The organism is Pantoea sp. B566 (assembly GCF_024793925.1).
GTDB lineage: Bacteria > Pseudomonadota > Gammaproteobacteria > Enterobacterales > Enterobacteriaceae > Pantoea > Pantoea ananatis.
The window spans coordinates 3,881,494-3,899,507 of the sequence record NZ_JANUQL010000003.1 but is presented as its reverse complement, the minus strand read 5'-3'; the positions used below and the strand labels follow the sequence as shown (position 1 = coordinate 3,899,507).

Genomic DNA, 18,014 nt, shown 5'->3' with positions numbered 1-18,014 from the left:
GCGGGAATTTATTTCGTCCTCTACCCATTGAGCGTATTTTACGCATGATTGCACCCACTCTTGCAAAAAAACAAATAAATACAGCAGGTTAACGATGCACATTTTGTGCATTGGGTAAAAAAGTTTACGTCAGCAACATTTGCTTACCGCCACGAATTTACATTGCTGCACGTCGCCCCCATATACTGTTAACAGTCGCAACGGGAGAGTCATCATGCAACGCGAAGAACAAGAACTGATTGAAAATCTGTTTAGCCGTTTGAAACAAGCTGAAAGCCAAACTGCGGCACGCGATGCTGCTGCCGAACAACTGATCAAACAACACCTGCAGGCGCAACCAGGCGCGCCCTACTATATGGCTCAGGCCATTTTGATTCAGGAAGCGGCACTTAAAAAACTGAATGAGCGGGTTCAGGAGCTGGAAAATCATCTGGCTCAGCAACAGGCTCAGCAGCAGCAGCAGCCAAAAAGCAGTGGCGGGTTTTTATCCAGCCTGTTTGGCGTCGGCAGTCAGCAGGCCCAACCGGCTCAGCCATCGCCCCAGTGGAACAGTGCACCGCAACAGCCGCCGCAGCAGCCCTATGCCAGCGCACCTGCGCCCCGTGGCAGCGGATTTCTGGGCGGCGCACTGCAAACCGCCGTGGGCGTAGCAGGCGGTGTGGTCATGGCCGATATGCTGACCAGCATGTTCCACCACTCGCAGCCGGAAGAGATCGTTAACATCATTAACGAACCCCAGTCGCTGCCTCAGGTCGATGACAGCCTGAATACCTTTAATGGCGGGAACGATCAGTCGTTTCTCGATCAGGGAACAGGTGCCGACAATCAGTCCTTCCTGGATCAAAGCAACGGCTGGAGTGACACCTATGCCGACAATGGCGATCTGAATGACTTCGGCGGCAATGATTACGATGACGACGACAGTTTTGTTTGATTTAACGTTGTCGCTGTCTGAGCCAGCTGTCTAGTTCATTGGCAAACTGCTGACGGTCCCGCGGGCTCATGGCGGCGGGACCGCCTGTCTGTACGCCGCTGGCGCGCATCGTGTCCATAAAATCACGCATCGTCAACCGCTCGCGTATGGTGGCAGGTGAATACCGTTCCCCGCGCGGATTCAGCGCCGACGCCCCTTTTTCAATCACCTCTGCGGCCAAGGGAATATCTGCCGTAATCACCAAATCGCCAGCCTGCACACGCTTCACGATTTCATTATCGGCAACATCAAACCCAGCCGGCACCTTTAGCGTGCGCAACCAGGGCGATGGCGGTACGCGTAAAAATTGATTCGCAACAAAGGTGACCATGGTTTGCGTTCTGTCCGCCGCCCGGTACAGCACGTCTTTTATGACGTTTGGGCAGGCGTCCGCATCGACCCAGATAGACATTGGTGTTCCTTATTCTGGAAAATAGCGACGATGTTAACCTGTTTTGCAAAACGGGGTTAAGTAAAATTCCCCGGCTTCCGCTATGGCCAGATCTCGCGTTCAGAACGCACGTCAGCCCCAGAATATCGTCAACGATGAAGGGAGTGCTCAACGCGCGTTCACCACAAAAACGTGCCGCCATCACTCTCTTTTGCTCTCTGGCACCGGCCGCCGTGCGTTACCGCTAACTTGTTATTAATCCTGTCTGCAGTAAGCTACAGCGTTGATAACGGTGAAAACAGGAAAGGAGACGGTGATGCTGGAAAAGAAAATCGGATTTATTGGCGGTGGCAACATGGCAAAAGCCATCATTGGCGGGCTGATAAACAGCGGGCAAATGACACCGTCAGCTATCTGGATTTACGACCGCAAACCGAGCACCAATCAGCAAATGGCCGAACAGTACGGTATTAACGCCGCGGAGAGTGCGGAAGCGCTGGCCCAGCACGTGGATATTCTGTTTGGTGCGGTCAAACCCAATGTGATCCTCAAAGTGCTGAAAGAACTGGCTAACAGCCTGAAAAAAGAGGCAGTAGTCGTTTCAATTGCCGCGGGCGTGACGCTGGATAACCTGGCTTCCGTGCTGGGGCACGATCGTAAGATCATTCGCGCAATGCCAAACACCCCTTCCCTGGTCGGTGAAGGCATGACCTCCGTTACGCCCAACGTGCTGGTTGAACAGAGCGAGACCGATGAAGTGGTCGCGATATTTGAGAGCTTTGGTCAGGCGGCGGTCGTCGATGAATACCTGATCCACTCGGTGGTTGGCGTCAGTGGTTCAGCTCCGGCTTACGTGTTTATGTTTATTGAAGCCATGGCCGATGCCGCCGTGGCGGGCGGCATGCCGCGCGCGCAGGCTTACCGGTTTGCGGCCCAGGCCGTGAAAGGCTCCGCACAGATGGTGCTGCAAACGGGTAAACATCCCGGTGAGTTGAAAGATATGGTCTGCTCGCCCGGCGGCACCACCATTGAAGCGGTGAAAGTGCTGGAAGAAAAAGGCTTCCGTTCAGCCGTGATCGAAGCCATGCAGCAGTGCATGGCGAAGTCGGACAAGCTGAGCCGCAGTTAACCGATATATCTGGCAAACATGCCGTTTGCCAGACGGTTTTGCGGGCCCATTATTGTGCAGAATGGTGGGCCTGATACCATGCCAGTGCCTGTTCCATCGTCATGGGCTCCTGCATCTTTTCGACCAGCGCGGCGGTCAGCGTGTAGAGTCCACACGAGAAAACCGCAGCCAGCCGCCCTTCCTTGCCGTAAAAGGCCATAAACGTTTTCTCTTCCAGCGATCCCACCTGCTGGTAGTCGTCCCAGTCTGTGGCATGACCAATATATTCATAGCGGGTACCATAATGCGCGGTCCAGAAAAACGGCACGCGGTCATAGTGATGAATATTTCCCAGCATATTCATTGCTGCGGTCTGGCCCTGCTGCTCTGCCACGCGAAAATGCTCGATGCGCAGCGGCCCCTGGGCGGAAGGATAGGTTGCAATATCGCCGGCTACCCAGACGTTTTCTGCCACGCGTAGCTGCTCATCCGTTTGCAGGCTGCCATCTTCAACCCGCGGCAGGTCGTGAATAAACGAGGTGGCCGGTTTAACGCCGGTAGCGAACAGCACCACATCGGCAGCGATCTGCTGACCGGTTTTTAACCGCACGCCCGTCACGTGGTTTTCGCCCTGAAGCGACGCAATCTCACCTTCCACAAATGTTACGCCGTTGGCCTGATGCAGTTGATGGAAATAACGGCCGATCGCCTCACCAAACTGCGCCGCAAACGGCAGCGCGTGACGTGCAATGACGGTCACCTCAACGTCACGGTTACGCAGCGACGAGGCCAGCTCCATGCCAATAAAGCTGTTACCGATAATCACATTCTGCTGGCTTCGATCGACGGCCGCTAGCAGGGACGCGGTATGCTGCTTGTTACGCAGAATATGTACGCCCGCTAAATCAGCGCCGGCAAGCGACGGCTTTACAGGCTCTGCGCCCGTTGCAATTAATAATTTATCGAACTGCAACGTGCTATCGTCGGCAAACACCAGACGGTGCGCCTCATTATCAACTCGCTCAACGCGCTTTTGGATGCGCTCGACGTGATCGAGTATGTCACTGCCAAGCAGCGACGGCACATCATCGATATCCATTTTGCCTGAGGGAACAAATTTCGTCAGCGCCGTGCGGTCGTAAGGGGCTTCCGGTTCACTCTCTACCAGCACCAGGCGGCCCTTAAAGCCGTCGTGGCGTAATCGCCACAGTGCCGCACTCCCGGCCGCGCCCCCGCCCAGTACCACAAAGACCGGGGCGCTGGCACCACTGCCCACTGGCGAAGCAGGCGACATCGCTTTAGGGTTAACCAGAATCTGGCCATTTTCGATGCGAACGGGATACTGTTTCAGGTCGGCCAGCGCCAGCGGCTCGCACATTTTACCGCTGCTCAGTTCAAACGCCGCTTTATGCCAGGGACAGATGAGCCTGTCGCCGCAGATAGCGCCCTGCTCAAGCGGCGCGCCTGCGTGAGGGCATTTTGCCTGGAAAGCCTGGACGCTGTCAGCCTCACGGATGAGTAAAAACTCTGTTTCACCCAGCTTTTTTTTAACCGGCTGACGTTGCGGTAAATCCTTGAGAGCAATAACAAATTGATAGTTCACGACATGGCTCCTTTTCCAACCGTCACGGGTAAAAGCACCGCGCCCGAACGCGCGCGGCGCAATCCCTTATAAACAGTAAGTGTGGCAAAGGATTGGAAAAGCTTGCGCCTCAATGGCGATTTTTTTCGCTAATCATCTGTTTCTTCAGTAATTAAAAGCGTGCTGCAGCGCACTGATGGCAGGCGATGAAGGGAGGCGGCCACCGAAATGGCCGGCTGAGTTTTAGCTTTTTTTGAGGCACTGACTCATAAAGGTTTTACGTGCATCACCGGTCAGCTTTTTATCTCCGGCCTGGAGATTACAGGTTTTCATTTTTATTTGTTGCGGCGACATGTCCGCGACTTTGCTGTCTTTCTTCAGGCAATCGCTCATAAATTGCTTACGCACATCGCCTTTTAACGATTGGCTGCTGGCATGTTCATTACACATCGCCATTTTTTGCTGCTGCGGCGTTTTATCTACCGCGCTGGCGTGGCTGCTCATCATTATTCCTGCCAGGACTATCATCAGGATATTGCCTTTCATTGTTTTCACTCCGTTGTGATAAAGACAGTATTTATTCTGGCATGCCAGAAAAGAATCAGACGACTTTTGCTTTGGAATAATACAGAGATCGCAATTTTATTCTGGTGATCAGCGTGATTTTAGCTGTGGGGCCGGTGAAGTAATCGGGTGACAGCGTTTTTTAATAACGCGGCATTGTGATCGTTGTGATCCACTCCGGCATGAATCATGGCCGTATCAATGCTGTTGACGAGGGACTGATGCTGCTCAGGCGGCATCATGCGCAGCATTGCGGTGATCACAAGTTCCAGCGCTTCGATCTGCACGACCTGCTCTTTAGACGCTTCTTCTTTTTCTGCCAGCGTAATTAATAGCTCAGCAATCAGATTTTTCATGCCGGTGCCTCTTCAGCAGGGTGAAGAAAAAAATATCACCCGCCAGAATAAAAAAAAAGGAATTTTTTATTCTGTTTATCAGCACATTAAAATAACAGCGCGGGGGCGGTGTTATCTTATTCTATTTATTGTGAGCGAAACGTTTTTATTCCACTGACAAGCGAGGCGTAACCATTTTGTCATCATGGTAAGCGTCGATAAATGCCTTGTTTTTGTTGCCAGCACGTTCTGCACTTAACTGGCAAAGCCTATCTGACGCTTCTCTGGCCACGGATTTGTCATCATGGTAAGCGTCGATAAATGCCTTGTTTTTGCTGCCAGCACGTTCTGCTCTTAACTGGCAAAGCGTATCTGACACTTCTCTGGCCACGGAAAGACAGGGCAGGAAATCTTTCAGCGTCACCGCCTCTCGAAAGGTCAGATCCCGCAGTCCCATGCCACGAACCCTGCAGATTTCCTCTTCACACTACGCGTGTGTCGGGCGACGTTTCCCGAGATAAGCACGATTTTTTTGCCTCCGTTCTGGGGTTTATCTGCGGTAATAATAAACTTATTAATCAGTTAACTACGTGCTAAAACCCTGTCGTAACCTGGCGGCATTATTTGAAAATCACTCATCACATTTGAAAAATATTTCAGGTTGTTACTGACAAGACGTAACGGCAGACCTATGTTTAAAAAACCGCCAGATTCGTGCGGGACGTGGGTCGTTCTGATCAACGTAATGCGCCCGATTAAACCCTTGCCGTGCATATCGGGGGCCACTAACTCACCTGACTCTGCCTGCTGCGCAATCGCGTACCGGGCGGGCTGTCTGTTTGCGGAGATGGAGAATGAGAGTGCAATCTAACAGCGCCAGCCGTGCTATCACCGATTATTTCAACAGCCCGGACTGGAATGTCCCGCCAGAGTCGGATTTGCTGGCCGTTATTATGCGGGAACTGATGGAAGCCGGGCAGCCCACGACCAATAAAGCCGTTATCGCACGCGTGATCAATAAGCTGGAATTTGAAGGGGATGAGCAACGCCTGCAACGCTATCGTGCCCTGTTAGCCCGGCTGATGGAGGCGCGGCCCCACGAGTGAGCCGCTGTTAACCTACTTCGCCAGCCGGTACTGGTTGGCCTCGCTTACGCTGGCCCGACCGCTGCTGCGCTGAAACAGGCAAAGCTCTCGTCCCCGGCGGTTTTTCATGTGCTTCTGCGGATAGAGCCCTTCAAGCAGTAACGCGCTGTAGCCTACGCTGTCATCGTACTCGACAACCTGACCCAGTATTTTTACCTTGCTTAAGGTGCTGGCGTTGATGCACGCCTGCCGCATCACCTGCTGGCTTTTCTGCCATGCCTCCGGGCTTGAAGCCAGGGCAACCGGGCTGACCAGCAGCAAAAATAAGACTGAAATCCTCTGGAAATATTCCATGCGTTGCTCCTTCTTCGGGCTTAACCAGAAAAAAATTCCCGCCTGAGCGGGAATAAACAAGACGAGCATTGCATATTGATGTAACGAGGAAATCCTTACCCTGTTGATTGAACCGATCGATAACGGTTATCGCCTACCCACAGGGTACAGGCGTTATCTTCGCCTGACGCCATGACAACTCTATGACAATGCCCTGTTTATTTGCCACTTAACCGCAATAGACACGGCTGATATTACCGCTTTTGTCGGCCATAAAGTTCAGACGGGTGAAATTAAAGTCCATCGTTACCGCTGAATTCCACGGGATGGCACGCACTTTTTGCGTGAAACGCTGATTATCGATGGCAGACAACGGCTTGCCCACAAAGTGTTGATACTGAGATGCGCCACAGCTGTCCGCCTGCGCATCCAGCGGCACGGCGGCCTTGTCGGATTGTGTGGCCGACTGGCAGCCCGTCAGCAGTAAAAAACCGGCGGCCACCAGCGCTTTTCCATAATGATTCACGTGTTTTCTCCTCATGGACGTGTAAAACCTGACTCCGAAGAGTAACAAGCCTTTCAGCAGGTATGAACCGCTAAAATCAAACTTACCGCACAATACCAGGGATTAAATGCTAGGGAATGCGGTTATTGACAGATGAATCGCACTTGCTGGCTAAAATTACCGAGAGAAGCCTCTGATAGTATTTGCGGACTCCCCCATGACACGATGAGTTATTGAGGAAGCGCGAGTGGAACTGATCCTTTTTATTAGCTTTGCCCTCTTGTTGACCCTGATCGCGGTCAGCATCCGCTAGCCAGTGATCATGCCCTTGGTGCTGCACGTCTTGTTCTCAGGCTGCGGCGCAAGCGTCTGGCAGCCTGTTGCAACCCTCTCTGACAGTGGGTTTGCCCCCTGAATCCATGCACATCAAACCGGCATAACGCCCTGACGGCGTTGAACAAAAAATATTGTGTCGTACGCTCTCTCGACAGCGATCCGACGCGTTGCTACTATGCGTTTATCATCGCTGGCTGGGTCGCCTATGAACACCAATTCCGACAGAGTGACGCTGACACTGTTTTATGTCGGCAGCTTTGTTGTCTATTACCTCGTTACCATGCTGATTACCCTGTTTCCGAATTACGGTATTCTGCGTAATGACGGTTTGCTGGTGCCTGTACTCTGCCTGTTCGAGTTTGCGGTCATCTATCCGCTGTATCGGTTCTACTGCCAGCGTCGTACGGATATTCCATTGGGCTTTTTACGCTCAGGTCAGACGTTACTTTTTATTGGCGCCCTGTTTATTTTAATGGCGGCGCAAACCCAGTACTTACAGCCTGAAGGCTGGCTGGTCGCGCAAACGCAGCAGGGACGCAGCTCGATGCTTATCCTGTTGCTCACCGCCGTCTTGCTGGCCCCGGTATTTGAAGAAGTGCTGTTTCGCGGCTTTTTGTTGCAGGGCTTTCTGCTCTGGGCACCCAACAGCCGTTTTGCCTGCATGCTACTGACCTCCCTGCTCTTTGCGCTGATGCATACGCAGTATGTTCACTGGGAAACCGTGGTAGCGCTGACGCTCTTCTCTCTGCTGCTTTGCTATGCCCGCCTGCGCAGCAATTCGCTGGCCTTGCCGGTCTTTCTTCATACGCTGAACAACCTGATTGCTATCCTGCCCGCCTGGTATTTCGCATGACAGGCATCATTTTTTTATTGCCCCTCCGTCAATAACCTGCGAAAAATCAGCTAGTATCCTTTTTTAACCACAGGGATGGATGGTCTGTAAGCCAATGATTACCATGCTGGATGTGGCCCGCAAGGCCGGAGTTTCTAAAGCCACCGTCTCGCGCGTGCTGGCGGGAAATCGTTACGTCAGTAAAAGTACGCAGCAAAAGGTCTATCAGGCCATTGCCGAAACCGGTTATCGCCCCAATCTGCTGGCGCGCAGCCTGGCCACGCAAAAGTCCCAAAATATTGGCTTAATTGTTACCCACTCGCTTTTTAACGGCCCCTACTTCAGCGAGCTGCTGTTTCAGGCTGCCACCCTGACCAATAACTACGGTCGCCAGTTAATTCTGGCTGATGGCAAAACCTGCGCTGACGACGAGCGCGCCGCTATTGAGTTTCTGCTCGACCTGCGCTGTGACGGGATCATTATCTATCCCCGCTTTCTGGACACCGAGGCACTGGATGCCATTATCGAGCAGCACGATATCCCAATTATGGTGGTGAATCGCCAGCTGCCGCGTCATCCGGCCCACTGTGTCTGGGCTACACATCAGCACAATACCTTTCAGGCGACGCGTTATCTGATCGCGCGCGGGCATCACGACATTGCCTTTATTCGTGGTATGACGGGTTCCCCTACCGCTGCCGCTCGCCTGGCAGGTTATGAGCAGGCCCTGGCTGAGCAGGGGCTTGCGGACAGGGCCTGCATCGTGCAGGGCGCGTGGACGCCGGCCAGTGGGATGGCGGCGGCAAAGCAGCTGCTGGACGCGGGCGTGACATTTAGCGCCCTGATGGCGAGTAACGATGACATGGCAATCGGGGCCGCGCTGGCGCTTCATGCCGCGGGAAAACGGCTGCCACAGGATGTTTCTCTGCTGGGATTTGATGATATCCGTATGGCCGAGTTTTTCCTGCCGCCGCTGACCACCGTGCATGTGCCGGTCGCAGAAATGATTCAGCACACGCTGGCGCAGCTGGTCGCCATGCTGGAAGGTCAGGAGGTGGAAGCCTTGCCGCCCTTTAGCGGCCATCTGATTGAGCGCGCCTCGGTCGCGGACGGGCCTCATAAGCGGTAAGTCGCGGCATCCCTGCCGCGCGGTCTTAGTAGTCCACCGACGCGTTCAGCGTTGCGCCGTTACTGCGAATCAGCTTCTGATACCAAAAGAAGCTTTTTTTGCGGTAGCGTGCCAGGTCCTTTAACGCTTTTTCATCGCGGTTCACATAAATAAATCCGTAACGTTTGCTGATGCCCTGATGGGTACTCACCAGATCAATAGCAGACCACGGGCAATAACCGAACAGCTCGACGCCATCGGCAATGGCCAGCTGCAGCTGAGCGATATGCTCACGCAGATAGTCGATACGGTAATCATCATGCACCTTGTTGTCGGCCGCCAGGGTATCAAACGCCCCTAAGCCATTTTCGGTAACGATGAGCGGCAAGGCATAACGTGCATAAATCTGGCGCGCGGTGATGCGAAAGCCTACCGGATCGATATACCAGCCAAACTGATTTTGCTGCAGATGCGGATTATTACAGCCCACGTAGACGGAGCGGTCGATGCCGGCCATTTGCTGATCGGCATGGGGCCGACTGTCGGGGTCATGATGTTCGCACTCTGCCCCGACGGTGGCCGAAGCATAATAGTTAAAGGCGATAAAATCGGGCTGACCGGCGGCGATGATGGCCATATCCTCATCCTCGATCGTCGGAAGCCAGCCGCGCTGTTTTAAGAAAGCCCATACCACAGGGTTGTAGCGCCCGTGAACGGCTAAATCCAGATAGAGCCAGTTACGGATTGCAGAGAAATTGTCCGCCGCCAGCACATCCTCTGGCCGCGAGCTTGCCGCATAGACGCAGGAGATATTCGGTGCCGGGCCAATTTTAGCGTCTGGCAAGCGTTCGTGGCAGGCAGTCATCGCCTTTGCCTGCGCCAGCATCATGTGGTGATTTTGCTGATACAGGGTTTTCTGTGGATCGGCGGTGCCAGGCGGTAACGTCCCGATCACGTCGCCTTTCAGGATCATCATGTTCTGTTCGTTGATGGTCAGCCAGTATTTGACCTGGCTGCCATACTGCTCAAAACAGGTAATGGCAAAACGTTCAAACGCCGCTACCGTGCGGCGAGAAGACCAGCCTCCGTCCTGCTGCAGGGCCCAGGGCAGATCGAAATGATAAAGCGTGACCAGCGGTGTAATGCCGTGCCGGCAAATCTCATCAATTAACTGCTGGTAAAAGGCCACGCCCGCCTCGTTTAACGCGCCGTCGCCTTCCGGGTAAAGACGGCTCCAGGCGATGGAGAAGCGGTAGGTTTTTAGTCCCATCTCCGCCAGCAGGGCGATATCCTCTTTAAAGCGGTGGTAGTGGTCACTGCAAACGGTAAAATCCGTAATTGCCTGGCTGAACGTGGCTTTGTCGATAACCGACGGCCCTTTACCATCTGCATCCCATCCGCCCTCCACCTGATATGCCGAGGTCGAGGCGCCCCAGAGAAAACCGTCCGGAAATGCGGTCAGTGTCGAATGTTGCATAAAATCTCCTTTTTTAACGTGCGGCAAGCTCCCGACGCAGTTGAATAATTTCTTCTGCCAGCTCGCGGCAAAGCATCGCGTTCATCAGGTGATCCTGGGCGTGAACCATAATCAGGTTGACCGGGATTTTTCCGCTGCCCTCATCAGCACCGATGAGCCGGGTCTGTATCTGATGCGCCGCCTTTGCCGCCGCCGTCGCGGCGGTCAGCATGCTGTCTGCTCGTTCCCAGTTTTGCTGACGAGCTGCACGCAACGCTTCCATCGAGCAGGAGCGCGCTTCGCCCGCCTGAATAATCAGTTCGATTACCGTGCTTTCATCGATTTCCATGCATTACTCCTTTACCGGTTGTGCTGCACTCAGTTCCTGCTGCAGCAGTTGACGCTCGTACATTTTAAAAAACGGGTAGTAAATCAACGTGGCAATCGTCACCAGGACGGCAATCAGCACGATGACGCGCCAGTCCCAGCCGGTTGACCAGGCCGCACCAATTGGGGCGGGCGTGGTCCACGGTGCCAGCGAGATGACGTGGTTAATCAGATTGGTTTTAGTGGCGATCCAGGCAATGACGGCATTGACCAAGGGAGCAAGAACGAAGGGAATAAACAGAATGGGGTTCATGACGACGGGCGAGCCAAAAATAACCGGCTCGTTGATATTGAACATACTGGGCACGATGCTGAGTTTGCCAATGGAGCGCAGATGGGAAGACTGGCTTCGCAAATAAAGTAATACCAGCCCCATGGTGGAACCGGAACCGCCAATCACGATAAAAAACTGCCAAAAGGGTTCGATAAACACATGGCTGACAGGCTCACCCGCATTCAGTGCCTGCTGGTTCAGGCCGAGATTGGTCAGCCAGAAGGCCTGCAAAATCCCGCCGACAATCACGGCACCGTGAATGCCTGCGAACCACAACAGGTGGCACAGCAGGACGGCGACCAGCACGGCGGGCAGTGAATCCGAGGCGGAGATGATCGGAGAGAAGATCGCCATGATGGCCTGCGGCAGCAGCATGCCAAACTGTGCCTGTACCCACAGGCTAAGCGGAAATAAGGTAATAAAGATGGTAATGATGGGAATGAGCAGGTCAAAGGACTGACGAATTTTCGGCGGCACCTGTTCGGGTAATTTAAAGCCGATGTTGTGTTTCTGCAAAAAGTGCATCAGCTCCGTGGCAAAAAGCGCGACCAGAATGGCGGTAAAAATCCCCTCCCCGCCCAGCGATCCTACCGGCAGCATTTTGCCCGTTTGCGGTGCGGCCACGACCAGAAACGCCATCAGCGACAGGCTGGCCGCCATAAAGCCGTTCATCTTATAGCTGTTTGCCAGGTTGTAGGCGATAGCACTGGCGATATAGAGCGCCATAATGCCCATCGTCATGTTGTACGGCATCATGATTTGTTCTTCATGTGCCTTGACCATGCCGAGCCACCACTGTGCGAAGGCCCAACTGCTGTCTGCCGAAAAAGGAGGATGCGCAAACAGCAGCATGAAGGAACCCACAATCAGAAACGGCATTGAGGCAATAAATCCATCGCGGATGGCGATGACGTGGCGCTGGCTGGAGAGGCGTCCCGCCAGCGGACTGATGCGGTTTTCGATAACGCCGAATAACGATTCGCTTAAGCGGCTCATCCCTTAACTCCTGCTCAGGAAAACGAGAATAACGCTGCACAGGCAAATACAGGCCTGCGATATATTTTTCAGTTTCTTACTCATCAGGGATGAATAAGCTTAAGTGCATCACTTAATATCTTTTCACCCTTCATCATTCCGTAATCCATGCTGTTAATCACTGCGATGGGTTTACTGTGTTGTTGGGCGACAGGCTCAAAATCCGCCAGCTTATATTTAATCTGCGGCCCCAGCAGGCAGCAGTCATAGTCGGCAATAAGATCAGTAAACTCTTCAATTCCAACAGCTTTTATCTCTACCGCTATGCCTTGTTCTTTAGCGGCTTTTTCCATTTTCTGTACCACCATACTGGTGGACATTCCGGCGGCGCAGCACAGCAAAATCTTTGGCATTGTTAATTCCTCCGTGTGATGAATGATTAACGAATACACAGGGTAAAGATTTTCTGCAACCGGTTTCAGATTTGCATGTCAGAAGTGTGAGAAATATCAAAACGTACCGGCATCACTGTTGAGCAATAACACCTTCAACAGGCGCGATCATTTTCTGACCCTGAACATCGTCACGGCAGAGATAAAAATCGATGGGGTTGCGGCGTCAGAAATTAACGCGACGACGTGGCTGCGCGTGCTGTTAACAATAAGATTTCACTGCTGTTCAGGCGCGCAAGCCTTATAATGCGTCAGAGCAATCCGATACCGTCCAGCGTGATGAGTGCCCCGACGGCAATTAGCTATACTGGTTTTATAAAAAAGGAACACTCATCCATTTCGTGATGTGCGAACCGGGAGAAGGAGTCGGTTATGTTGATTGGTTTTGTATTGTTGGTAAGCGCCTGTGGACATGATGCCTGTGAAGCGTTGCCGGTGTCGGAGCGCATTTATCCAACGAAAGCCGCCTGTGAAGTCATGGCAAACCGCATTCATAAAGTCCGCCCAAACGTGGTGCTGCTTTGTGGTGAAGTGCATCGTTCAGATAACTGAACAGGCGCAAGGACACAAAAACAGGCAGACAACATTGCAAGGATGCCGTTTAGCGTTCAAAATATAAGCTGTTTTACACCAACACAGTCGTGAATCCCATGAAAAGTAGTCGTCCCCGCCGTCCAACTGGGCGTTGGGTTTATTACATTTTGTATGAAGGCATTCTGTGGCCCTGTCCGGTACGCTGGGAATGGGAAAGCGCCTATGGCGGCTGGCTTCCGTTCTACTATTCGCCAACATTTGAATTTGTGGCGGGCGATCCCGGTAAGGCTTACCGTATTGCGCGCAGCGACGTGCGGACTAAGCGTGGAGAAGAGATGTATGCCTGACGTGTCAGGTGGCGTTCCAGGGAAACCAGGATGCGGTAAGCAGAAAGTAAAGTAACTCCAGCAGCAGTACCACCATTAGCAGCACACCAAGCTTGTGGCGAGAAAGCCACGATTTCATGCGCATATTATCGCTGTCCCCTCATTCGACAACAGTACGTCACGCGTTACTGGCAAGACGAACCGCCTTTCCCCGTGTTTTGCAGAACCGCCTGCCCCTGCGACGATTGGATGCCGCACACGAAGATGCGCCCGCAGGCGCATCTGGATTCGGTACTATCACCGATGACATCACGACCGATTGCATCACGAAAAGTGACGCAGGATCGTCGTCAGTTGTTCAGGGTGTAGTCGAGCGTGATTTCTGCATTCAGCACCTGAGAAACCGGACAGCCTGCTTTGGCTTTATTGATGATTTCATCAAAGGTGTCGTTATCAATGCCCGGCAGAGAAACGGTGCTGGTTAAGGCGATTTTGGTGATCGCGAAGCCTTCACCTTTTTTATCCAGCGAGACGTCTGCAGTGGTATCGATGCTTTCAGGCTTATGGCCAGCGTTACCCAACATCAGCGACAGCGCCATAGAGAAACAGGCCGCATGTGCCGCACCAATCAGCTCTTCTGGGTTAGTGCCTTTTTGTCCTTCAAAGCGGGTGTTAAAGCCGTAGGGCTGTTGGTTCAGTACGCCGCTCTCGGTGCTGACTGTGCCTTTGCCTTTAATATCGCCTTCCCAATGCGCCGAGCCTTTCTTATGAATGGTCATGTCATTCCTCCTGTTGGTAAAGAAGGTAAGTATAGACAACGCATCTGATTTCGCAGCGGGCGACTATGCCGGACGCAGATTGGCTTCCTGCAGGAGCGCATTTGCCTGCACCAGCGAAGCCTGGGTGATATCGGCAATGCGCTTCGCGCCGGTTAAGGTCATCGCGACTTTCATCTCTTTTTCAATCAGCGTCAGTAAATGCTCAACGCCGCGCTGTCCCTGTGTCGCCAGCGCATAGATAAAGGCGCGCCCCAGCAGGACGCTGTCTGCGCCCAACGCAATCATACGCACCACATCCAGCCCGTTTCGAATACCGCTGTCGGCAAGGATCGTGATATCGCCTTTGACCGCATCCGCAATCGCAGGTAAGGCACGGGCCGAGGACAGCACGCCGTCCAGCTGGCGTCCGCCATGGTTAGAAACCACGATACCGTCAGCCCCAAAGCGCACCGCGTCACGGGCGTCCTCAGGATCCAGAATGCCTTTGATCACCATCGGGCCATCCCAGAAATCACGAATCCACTCCAGATCCTGCCAGGAAATGGAAGGATCAAAGTTCTTCGCCAGCCAGCCAATATAGTCCTCCAGGCCGGTAGGCTTGCCGAGATAGGTGGAGATATTCCCCAGATCGTGCGGCCTGCCCTGTAATCCTACATCCAGTGCCCACTTTGGATGGGTGATGGCCTGCCAGTATCGCCGCAGTGCGGCATTTTCACCGCTCATGCCCGAATGCGCATCGCGATAACGCGCGCCCGGCGTCGGCATGTCCACGGTAAACACCAGCGTAGAGCAGCCTGCCGCTTTGGCCCGCTCCAGGGCATTACGCATGAAGCCTCTGTCCCGCAGCACATAGAGCTGGAACCACATAGGGCGATTGATCTGCGGGGCAACCTCTTCAATAGGGCACACAGAGACGGTGGACAGCGTGAAAGGAATGCCTTTGCCTGCCGCTGCGCGGGCGGCCTGCACTTCGCCCCGACGAGCATACATGCCGCACAGCCCGACCGGTGCCAGCGCCACGGGCATTGACAGCGTTTCATTAAACAGGGTGGTTTCGAGACTGAGTTCGGACATGTTGCGCAGGATGCGCTGGCGCAGCGCCACCTCCGAGAGATCGGCGACGTTGCGCTGGAGTGTGTGCTCCGCATAAGCCCCGCCATCCAGATAGTGAAACAGGAAAGGCGGCAAAATACGTTGTGCAGCGGCGCGGTAGTCACTGGCGGCAGAAATGATCATCAGCGTTTCTCCTTGTGGTTGTCCAGGTGATGGCCTGGTAAACGCGTAATACGCGCCTGTCTGGCTTCGTCTTCATCAAGCGTTTTCATCGTGGTATGAACAAAACAAAGATGATCCATCGCCGCTAAGCGGGCGGCCTCGGCATCACCCAGTAAAATGGCGTCAAGCATAGCCCTGTGCTGAACGGTGAGGCGGTCGAAAATCGTCGGGCTGGTGTACATCAACCTGCGGCTGTGCAACATCGAGGACTGCAGCAAATCAAAAAATCCGCGCATGGTTTGTAGCAGTACCACGTTATGCGAGGCTTCCGCGATAGCGAGGTGAAAGCGCAGATCGGCCTGACCGGCCAGATGGGGATCGTCGCTCTCCTTCAACGCCAGCGTGGCGTCAAAAGCGTACTGCAGTCGTTCCTTATCAGACTCTGTTGCCCGAAGTGCCGCATGCCATGCGGTGCTGGCTTCAATCGCGTGGCGCGCTTCCAGAATGTCATAGCGGTAATCCGGATCGTTGGCCAACAGCTGACGAATCGGCTCAACAATGCGCTGTTCAGACCAGGGCTCCTGGGGCTGACGCAGCCAGGTGCCGTCGCCGCGTCGGCTCGTCAATATTCCGCTGCTGATAAGCTGCTGAATAGCTTCGCGCAGCGACGAGCGTGAGACGCCAAGCGCCGCAGCCAACTGGCGCTCGGCAGGCAAACGCATGCCGGGCTCAAGCTGATGGTCGCGAATATACTGTTGGAGCCGAACCCGCAGCGGATCGGCGGACGGCAGTAAGTTTGGTGTCATGGGATCATCCAGGGAAAAACGTAAGCCTGAAGCGTGGTAATGATGCCCACCAGGCAGGTAAATATCAGGCTGTGCTTGACGGTAAAACGGAACAGATCCGACTCCTTGCCTACCAACCCGACTGCGGCACAGGCAATGGCTATCGACTGCGGCGAGATCATCTTACCGGTCACGCCCCCGGTGGTATTTGCCGCCACCAGCAGGATATCGGAAACGCCGATCTGCCGCGCGGTCGTCGCCTGCAAGGCGGCAAACAGGGCATTCGATGACGTATCCGAGCCGGTCAGAAACACGCCGAGCCAGCCCAGGAAAGGCGAGAAGAAGGTAAACGCATGGCCGGTGTGGGCCAAAGCCAGCGCCAGCGTGGCAGAGAGGCCGGAGTAGTTAGAGATAAAAGCAAACGCCAACACCATCCCGATGGAGTAGATGGGCAACATGAGCTCTTTCAGGGTTTCAGCAAAGGTCACTACCGCAGTCCGGGGCTTCATCTTCAGGAAGATGATAGCCACGAGGGCGGCAACCAGAATAGCCGTACCGGTTGCCGAGAGCAGGTCGAGTTTAAAAATGGCCGGCCAGCTACTGGGCTGCGCGACCACCGGCGGCATTCTGGTTACCCAGCCATCAAGGCCGGGCACAGGGAGGCTGAGCACCGATTCCGCTAAGGCCCCGCCTTTTGCGAACAGCGCTTTAAAAGGTGGAATGCTCCATAACGTGACGGTTGCCGTCAGAAACAGGAACGGCATCCAGGCGCGCACCACCTGACCTGTCGTGTATTTTTGCCGGTTCACAGGCTGGCCCGCGTGCGGGCTTTCTGTTTCGCTGAAGCGAAAGATGCGCACCGGCTGCCAGACGCGCAAAAACAGCGTCAGCGAAATGAGTGAGGCGAGCGAGGAGATAATATCGGGCAGCTCCGGCCCCAGAAAGTTGGAGCTGAGGAACTGGGCAATCGCGAACGATCCCCCCGCCACGATCACGGCGGGCCAGGTTTCTTTGACACCGCGCCAGCCATCCATAATCGCCATGATCCAGAACAGCACGACGATCGTCAGTAGCGGAAGCTGACGGCCTGCCATCTGACCGATGGCAAAGCTGTCCAGCCCGGTCACCTGGCCCGCCACAATTATCGGGATCCCCATCGCGCCAAACGCCACGGGCGCAGTATTGACGATCAGGCACAAGCCTGCGGCATAGAGCGGATTAAAACCGAGCCCCACCAGCAGCGCGGCCGTGATGGCGACCGGCGCGCCGAAACCTGCCGCACCTTCTAAAAAGGCGCCAAAAGAGAACCCCACAATCAACATCTGTAAGCGCTGATCGGGCGTGATCGATAAGATGGAAGCGCGGATGATGTCGAACTGACCTGTCTTAACCGAGATCTTATAAACAAAAACCGCCGCCACGATGATCCAGGCGATGGGCCACAGGCCATACATAAAACCGTAAACTGCTGACGCCAGCGCCTGCTGTAGCGGCATCCGATACAGCAACAGCGCGACCAGCAGCGCAAGGACGACCGTGAGCGTGGCGGCCTGATAGCCTTTCATCTTTAACCTGATTAACGCAAAGAAGAAAAACAGAACAGGAAGCAAAGCAATCAGGCTGGAGAGCCAGATATTGTTGAGCGGATCGTAATTTTGCTGCCAGATCTGCATGCCATG

General features: G+C 54.1%; 22 protein-coding genes. 7 read left to right on the top strand and 15 right to left on the bottom strand.

The window, feature by feature from the left end:
• Positions 1-214 precede the first annotated feature (214 nt).
• The gene (locus NYE92_RS19760; protein ID WP_161611315.1) at positions 215-934 is read left to right on the top strand and encodes a DUF2076 domain-containing protein; all 720 of its coding nucleotides are present in this window, start codon (positions 215-217) and stop codon (positions 932-934) included.
• A gap of 1 nt (position 935) precedes the next feature.
• On the opposite strand, the gene NYE92_RS19755 is transcribed toward NYE92_RS19760, so the two are convergent.
• Positions 936-1,385, bottom strand: a complete 450-nt coding sequence (locus NYE92_RS19755; protein ID WP_259019378.1) for a YaiI/YqxD family protein — start codon at positions 1,383-1,385, stop codon at positions 936-938.
• Positions 1,386-1,680: 295 nt separating this feature from the next.
• Between NYE92_RS19755 and proC the strand changes: the two genes are divergently transcribed.
• The gene (gene proC / locus NYE92_RS19750; protein ID WP_029569700.1) at positions 1,681-2,493 is read left to right on the top strand and encodes a pyrroline-5-carboxylate reductase; all 813 of its coding nucleotides are present in this window, start codon (positions 1,681-1,683) and stop codon (positions 2,491-2,493) included.
• Between the two features lie 49 nt (positions 2,494-2,542).
• On the opposite strand, the gene NYE92_RS19745 is transcribed toward proC, so the two are convergent.
• From NYE92_RS19745 to NYE92_RS19730, 4 genes are all read right to left on the bottom strand, one after another.
• Positions 2,543-4,075 (bottom strand): FAD-dependent oxidoreductase, encoded by a 1,533-nt coding sequence (locus tag NYE92_RS19745; RefSeq protein WP_259019377.1) that lies wholly within the window; start codon positions 4,073-4,075, stop codon positions 2,543-2,545.
• A gap of 222 nt (positions 4,076-4,297) precedes the next feature.
• Positions 4,298-4,600, bottom strand: coding sequence for a PsiF family protein (locus NYE92_RS19740; protein WP_161611316.1), 303 nt, complete (start codon positions 4,598-4,600; stop codon positions 4,298-4,300).
• 119 nt (positions 4,601-4,719) lie between these two features.
• Positions 4,720-4,974, bottom strand: a complete 255-nt coding sequence (gene iraP, locus NYE92_RS19735; RefSeq protein ID WP_014593043.1) for an anti-adapter protein IraP — start codon at positions 4,972-4,974, stop codon at positions 4,720-4,722.
• A 145-nt stretch (positions 4,975-5,119) separates the two neighbouring features.
• Positions 5,120-5,410: a hypothetical protein gene (locus NYE92_RS19730; protein ID WP_259019376.1), complete on the bottom strand. Its 291-nt coding sequence runs from the start codon at positions 5,408-5,410 to the stop codon at positions 5,120-5,122.
• A 397-nt stretch (positions 5,411-5,807) separates the two neighbouring features.
• On the opposite strand from NYE92_RS19730, the gene NYE92_RS19725 reads away from it, so the two are divergent.
• Positions 5,808-6,059, top strand: a complete 252-nt coding sequence (locus NYE92_RS19725) for a biofilm development regulator YmgB/AriR family protein (RefSeq protein ID WP_014606466.1) — start codon at positions 5,808-5,810, stop codon at positions 6,057-6,059.
• Positions 6,060-6,071: 12 nt separating this feature from the next.
• On the opposite strand, the gene NYE92_RS19720 is transcribed toward NYE92_RS19725, so the two are convergent.
• A complete protein-coding gene (locus NYE92_RS19720; RefSeq protein WP_259019375.1) occupies positions 6,072-6,392 on the bottom strand; it encodes a hypothetical protein in 321 nt (106 codons plus the stop codon).
• Between the two features lie 208 nt (positions 6,393-6,600).
• Entirely contained in the window at positions 6,601-6,897 is a 297-nt protein-coding gene (locus NYE92_RS19715; RefSeq protein WP_014606468.1) for an I78 family peptidase inhibitor, read from the bottom strand.
• Between the two features lie 520 nt (positions 6,898-7,417).
• Here NYE92_RS19715 and NYE92_RS19710 point away from each other — a divergent pair.
• Both NYE92_RS19710 and NYE92_RS19705 read left to right on the top strand, forming a co-directional pair.
• Complete coding sequence (locus NYE92_RS19710; protein ID WP_014606469.1) at positions 7,418-8,065, top strand: CPBP family intramembrane glutamic endopeptidase; 648 nt, start codon at positions 7,418-7,420, stop codon at positions 8,063-8,065.
• Positions 8,066-8,159: 94 nt separating this feature from the next.
• Positions 8,160-9,173: a LacI family DNA-binding transcriptional regulator gene (locus NYE92_RS19705; protein ID WP_146109073.1), complete on the top strand. Its 1,014-nt coding sequence runs from the start codon at positions 8,160-8,162 to the stop codon at positions 9,171-9,173.
• 25 nt (positions 9,174-9,198) lie between these two features.
• On the opposite strand, the gene NYE92_RS19700 is transcribed toward NYE92_RS19705, so the two are convergent.
• From NYE92_RS19700 to NYE92_RS19685, 4 genes are all read right to left on the bottom strand, one after another.
• Positions 9,199-10,629 (bottom strand): glycoside hydrolase family 1 protein, encoded by a 1,431-nt coding sequence (locus NYE92_RS19700; protein ID WP_161611318.1) that lies wholly within the window; start codon positions 10,627-10,629, stop codon positions 9,199-9,201.
• Between the two features lie 13 nt (positions 10,630-10,642).
• On the bottom strand, positions 10,643-10,957 hold the full coding sequence (locus tag NYE92_RS19695; protein WP_013024822.1) for a PTS lactose/cellobiose transporter subunit IIA: 315 nt from the start codon (positions 10,955-10,957) through the stop codon (positions 10,643-10,645).
• 3 nt (positions 10,958-10,960) lie between these two features.
• Complete coding sequence (locus NYE92_RS19690) at positions 10,961-12,265, bottom strand: PTS sugar transporter subunit IIC (protein ID WP_259019374.1); 1,305 nt, start codon at positions 12,263-12,265, stop codon at positions 10,961-10,963.
• 83 nt (positions 12,266-12,348) lie between these two features.
• The gene (locus NYE92_RS19685; RefSeq protein WP_015700865.1) at positions 12,349-12,657 is read right to left on the bottom strand and encodes a PTS sugar transporter subunit IIB; all 309 of its coding nucleotides are present in this window, start codon (positions 12,655-12,657) and stop codon (positions 12,349-12,351) included.
• Between the two features lie 411 nt (positions 12,658-13,068).
• Between NYE92_RS19685 and NYE92_RS19680 the strand changes: the two genes are divergently transcribed.
• Together NYE92_RS19680 and NYE92_RS19675 are read left to right on the top strand one after the other, a co-directional pair.
• Positions 13,069-13,248: a hypothetical protein gene (locus tag NYE92_RS19680; protein WP_013024819.1), complete on the top strand. Its 180-nt coding sequence runs from the start codon at positions 13,069-13,071 to the stop codon at positions 13,246-13,248.
• A gap of 98 nt (positions 13,249-13,346) precedes the next feature.
• Positions 13,347-13,577 (top strand): hypothetical protein, encoded by a 231-nt coding sequence (locus NYE92_RS19675; RefSeq protein ID WP_014606474.1) that lies wholly within the window; start codon positions 13,347-13,349, stop codon positions 13,575-13,577.
• A gap of 329 nt (positions 13,578-13,906) precedes the next feature.
• Here the strand turns inward: NYE92_RS19675 and NYE92_RS19670 are convergent, their stop codons facing one another.
• The 4 genes from NYE92_RS19670 to lldP form a co-directional block, all read right to left on the bottom strand.
• Entirely contained in the window at positions 13,907-14,335 is a 429-nt protein-coding gene (locus tag NYE92_RS19670) for an OsmC family protein (RefSeq protein WP_014606475.1), read from the bottom strand.
• 63 nt (positions 14,336-14,398) lie between these two features.
• Entirely contained in the window at positions 14,399-15,571 is a 1,173-nt protein-coding gene (lldD, locus tag NYE92_RS19665) for an FMN-dependent L-lactate dehydrogenase LldD (protein WP_013024816.1), read from the bottom strand.
• Complete coding sequence (lldR, locus tag NYE92_RS19660; protein ID WP_259019373.1) at positions 15,571-16,356, bottom strand: transcriptional regulator LldR; 786 nt, start codon at positions 16,354-16,356, stop codon at positions 15,571-15,573. The genes lldD and lldR overlap by 1 nt, the downstream gene beginning before the upstream one ends.
• Positions 16,353-18,008 (bottom strand): L-lactate permease, encoded by a 1,656-nt coding sequence (gene lldP / locus NYE92_RS19655; RefSeq protein ID WP_259019372.1) that lies wholly within the window; start codon positions 18,006-18,008, stop codon positions 16,353-16,355. Before lldP ends, lldR begins: the two co-directional genes overlap by 4 nt.
• Positions 18,009-18,014 lie beyond the last annotated feature (6 nt).

Coding starts and splice junctions, on each gene's coding strand:
- NYE92_RS19760 (WP_161611315.1), top strand. CDS start 215: ATGCAACGCGAAGAACAAGAACTGATTGAAAATCTGTTTAGCCGTTTG.
- NYE92_RS19755 (WP_259019378.1), bottom strand. CDS start 1,385: ATGTCTATCTGGGTCGATGCGGACGCCTGCCCAAACGTCATAAAAGAC.
- proC (WP_029569700.1), top strand. CDS start 1,681: ATGCTGGAAAAGAAAATCGGATTTATTGGCGGTGGCAACATGGCAAAA.
- NYE92_RS19740 (WP_161611316.1), bottom strand. CDS start 4,600: ATGAAAGGCAATATCCTGATGATAGTCCTGGCAGGAATAATGATGAGC.
- iraP (WP_014593043.1), bottom strand. CDS start 4,974: ATGAAAAATCTGATTGCTGAGCTATTAATTACGCTGGCAGAAAAAGAA.
- NYE92_RS19730 (WP_259019376.1), bottom strand. CDS start 5,410: ATGGGACTGCGGGATCTGACCTTTCGAGAGGCGGTGACGCTGAAAGAT.
- NYE92_RS19725 (WP_014606466.1), top strand. CDS start 5,808: ATGAGAGTGCAATCTAACAGCGCCAGCCGTGCTATCACCGATTATTTC.
- NYE92_RS19720 (WP_259019375.1), bottom strand. CDS start 6,392: ATGGAATATTTCCAGAGGATTTCAGTCTTATTTTTGCTGCTGGTCAGC.
- NYE92_RS19710 (WP_014606469.1), top strand. CDS start 7,418: ATGAACACCAATTCCGACAGAGTGACGCTGACACTGTTTTATGTCGGC.
- NYE92_RS19705 (WP_146109073.1), top strand. CDS start 8,160: ATGATTACCATGCTGGATGTGGCCCGCAAGGCCGGAGTTTCTAAAGCC.
- NYE92_RS19700 (WP_161611318.1), bottom strand. CDS start 10,629: ATGCAACATTCGACACTGACCGCATTTCCGGACGGTTTTCTCTGGGGC.
- NYE92_RS19695 (WP_013024822.1), bottom strand. CDS start 10,957: ATGGAAATCGATGAAAGCACGGTAATCGAACTGATTATTCAGGCGGGC.
- NYE92_RS19690 (WP_259019374.1), bottom strand. CDS start 12,265: ATGAGCCGCTTAAGCGAATCGTTATTCGGCGTTATCGAAAACCGCATC.
- NYE92_RS19685 (WP_015700865.1), bottom strand. CDS start 12,657: ATGCCAAAGATTTTGCTGTGCTGCGCCGCCGGAATGTCCACCAGTATG.
- NYE92_RS19680 (WP_013024819.1), top strand. CDS start 13,069: ATGTTGATTGGTTTTGTATTGTTGGTAAGCGCCTGTGGACATGATGCC.
- NYE92_RS19675 (WP_014606474.1), top strand. CDS start 13,347: ATGAAAAGTAGTCGTCCCCGCCGTCCAACTGGGCGTTGGGTTTATTAC.
- NYE92_RS19670 (WP_014606475.1), bottom strand. CDS start 14,335: ATGACCATTCATAAGAAAGGCTCGGCGCATTGGGAAGGCGATATTAAA.
- lldD (WP_013024816.1), bottom strand. CDS start 15,571: ATGATCATTTCTGCCGCCAGTGACTACCGCGCCGCTGCACAACGTATT.
- lldR (WP_259019373.1), bottom strand. CDS start 16,356: ATGACACCAAACTTACTGCCGTCCGCCGATCCGCTGCGGGTTCGGCTC.
- lldP (WP_259019372.1), bottom strand. CDS start 18,008: ATGCAGATCTGGCAGCAAAATTACGATCCGCTCAACAATATCTGGCTC.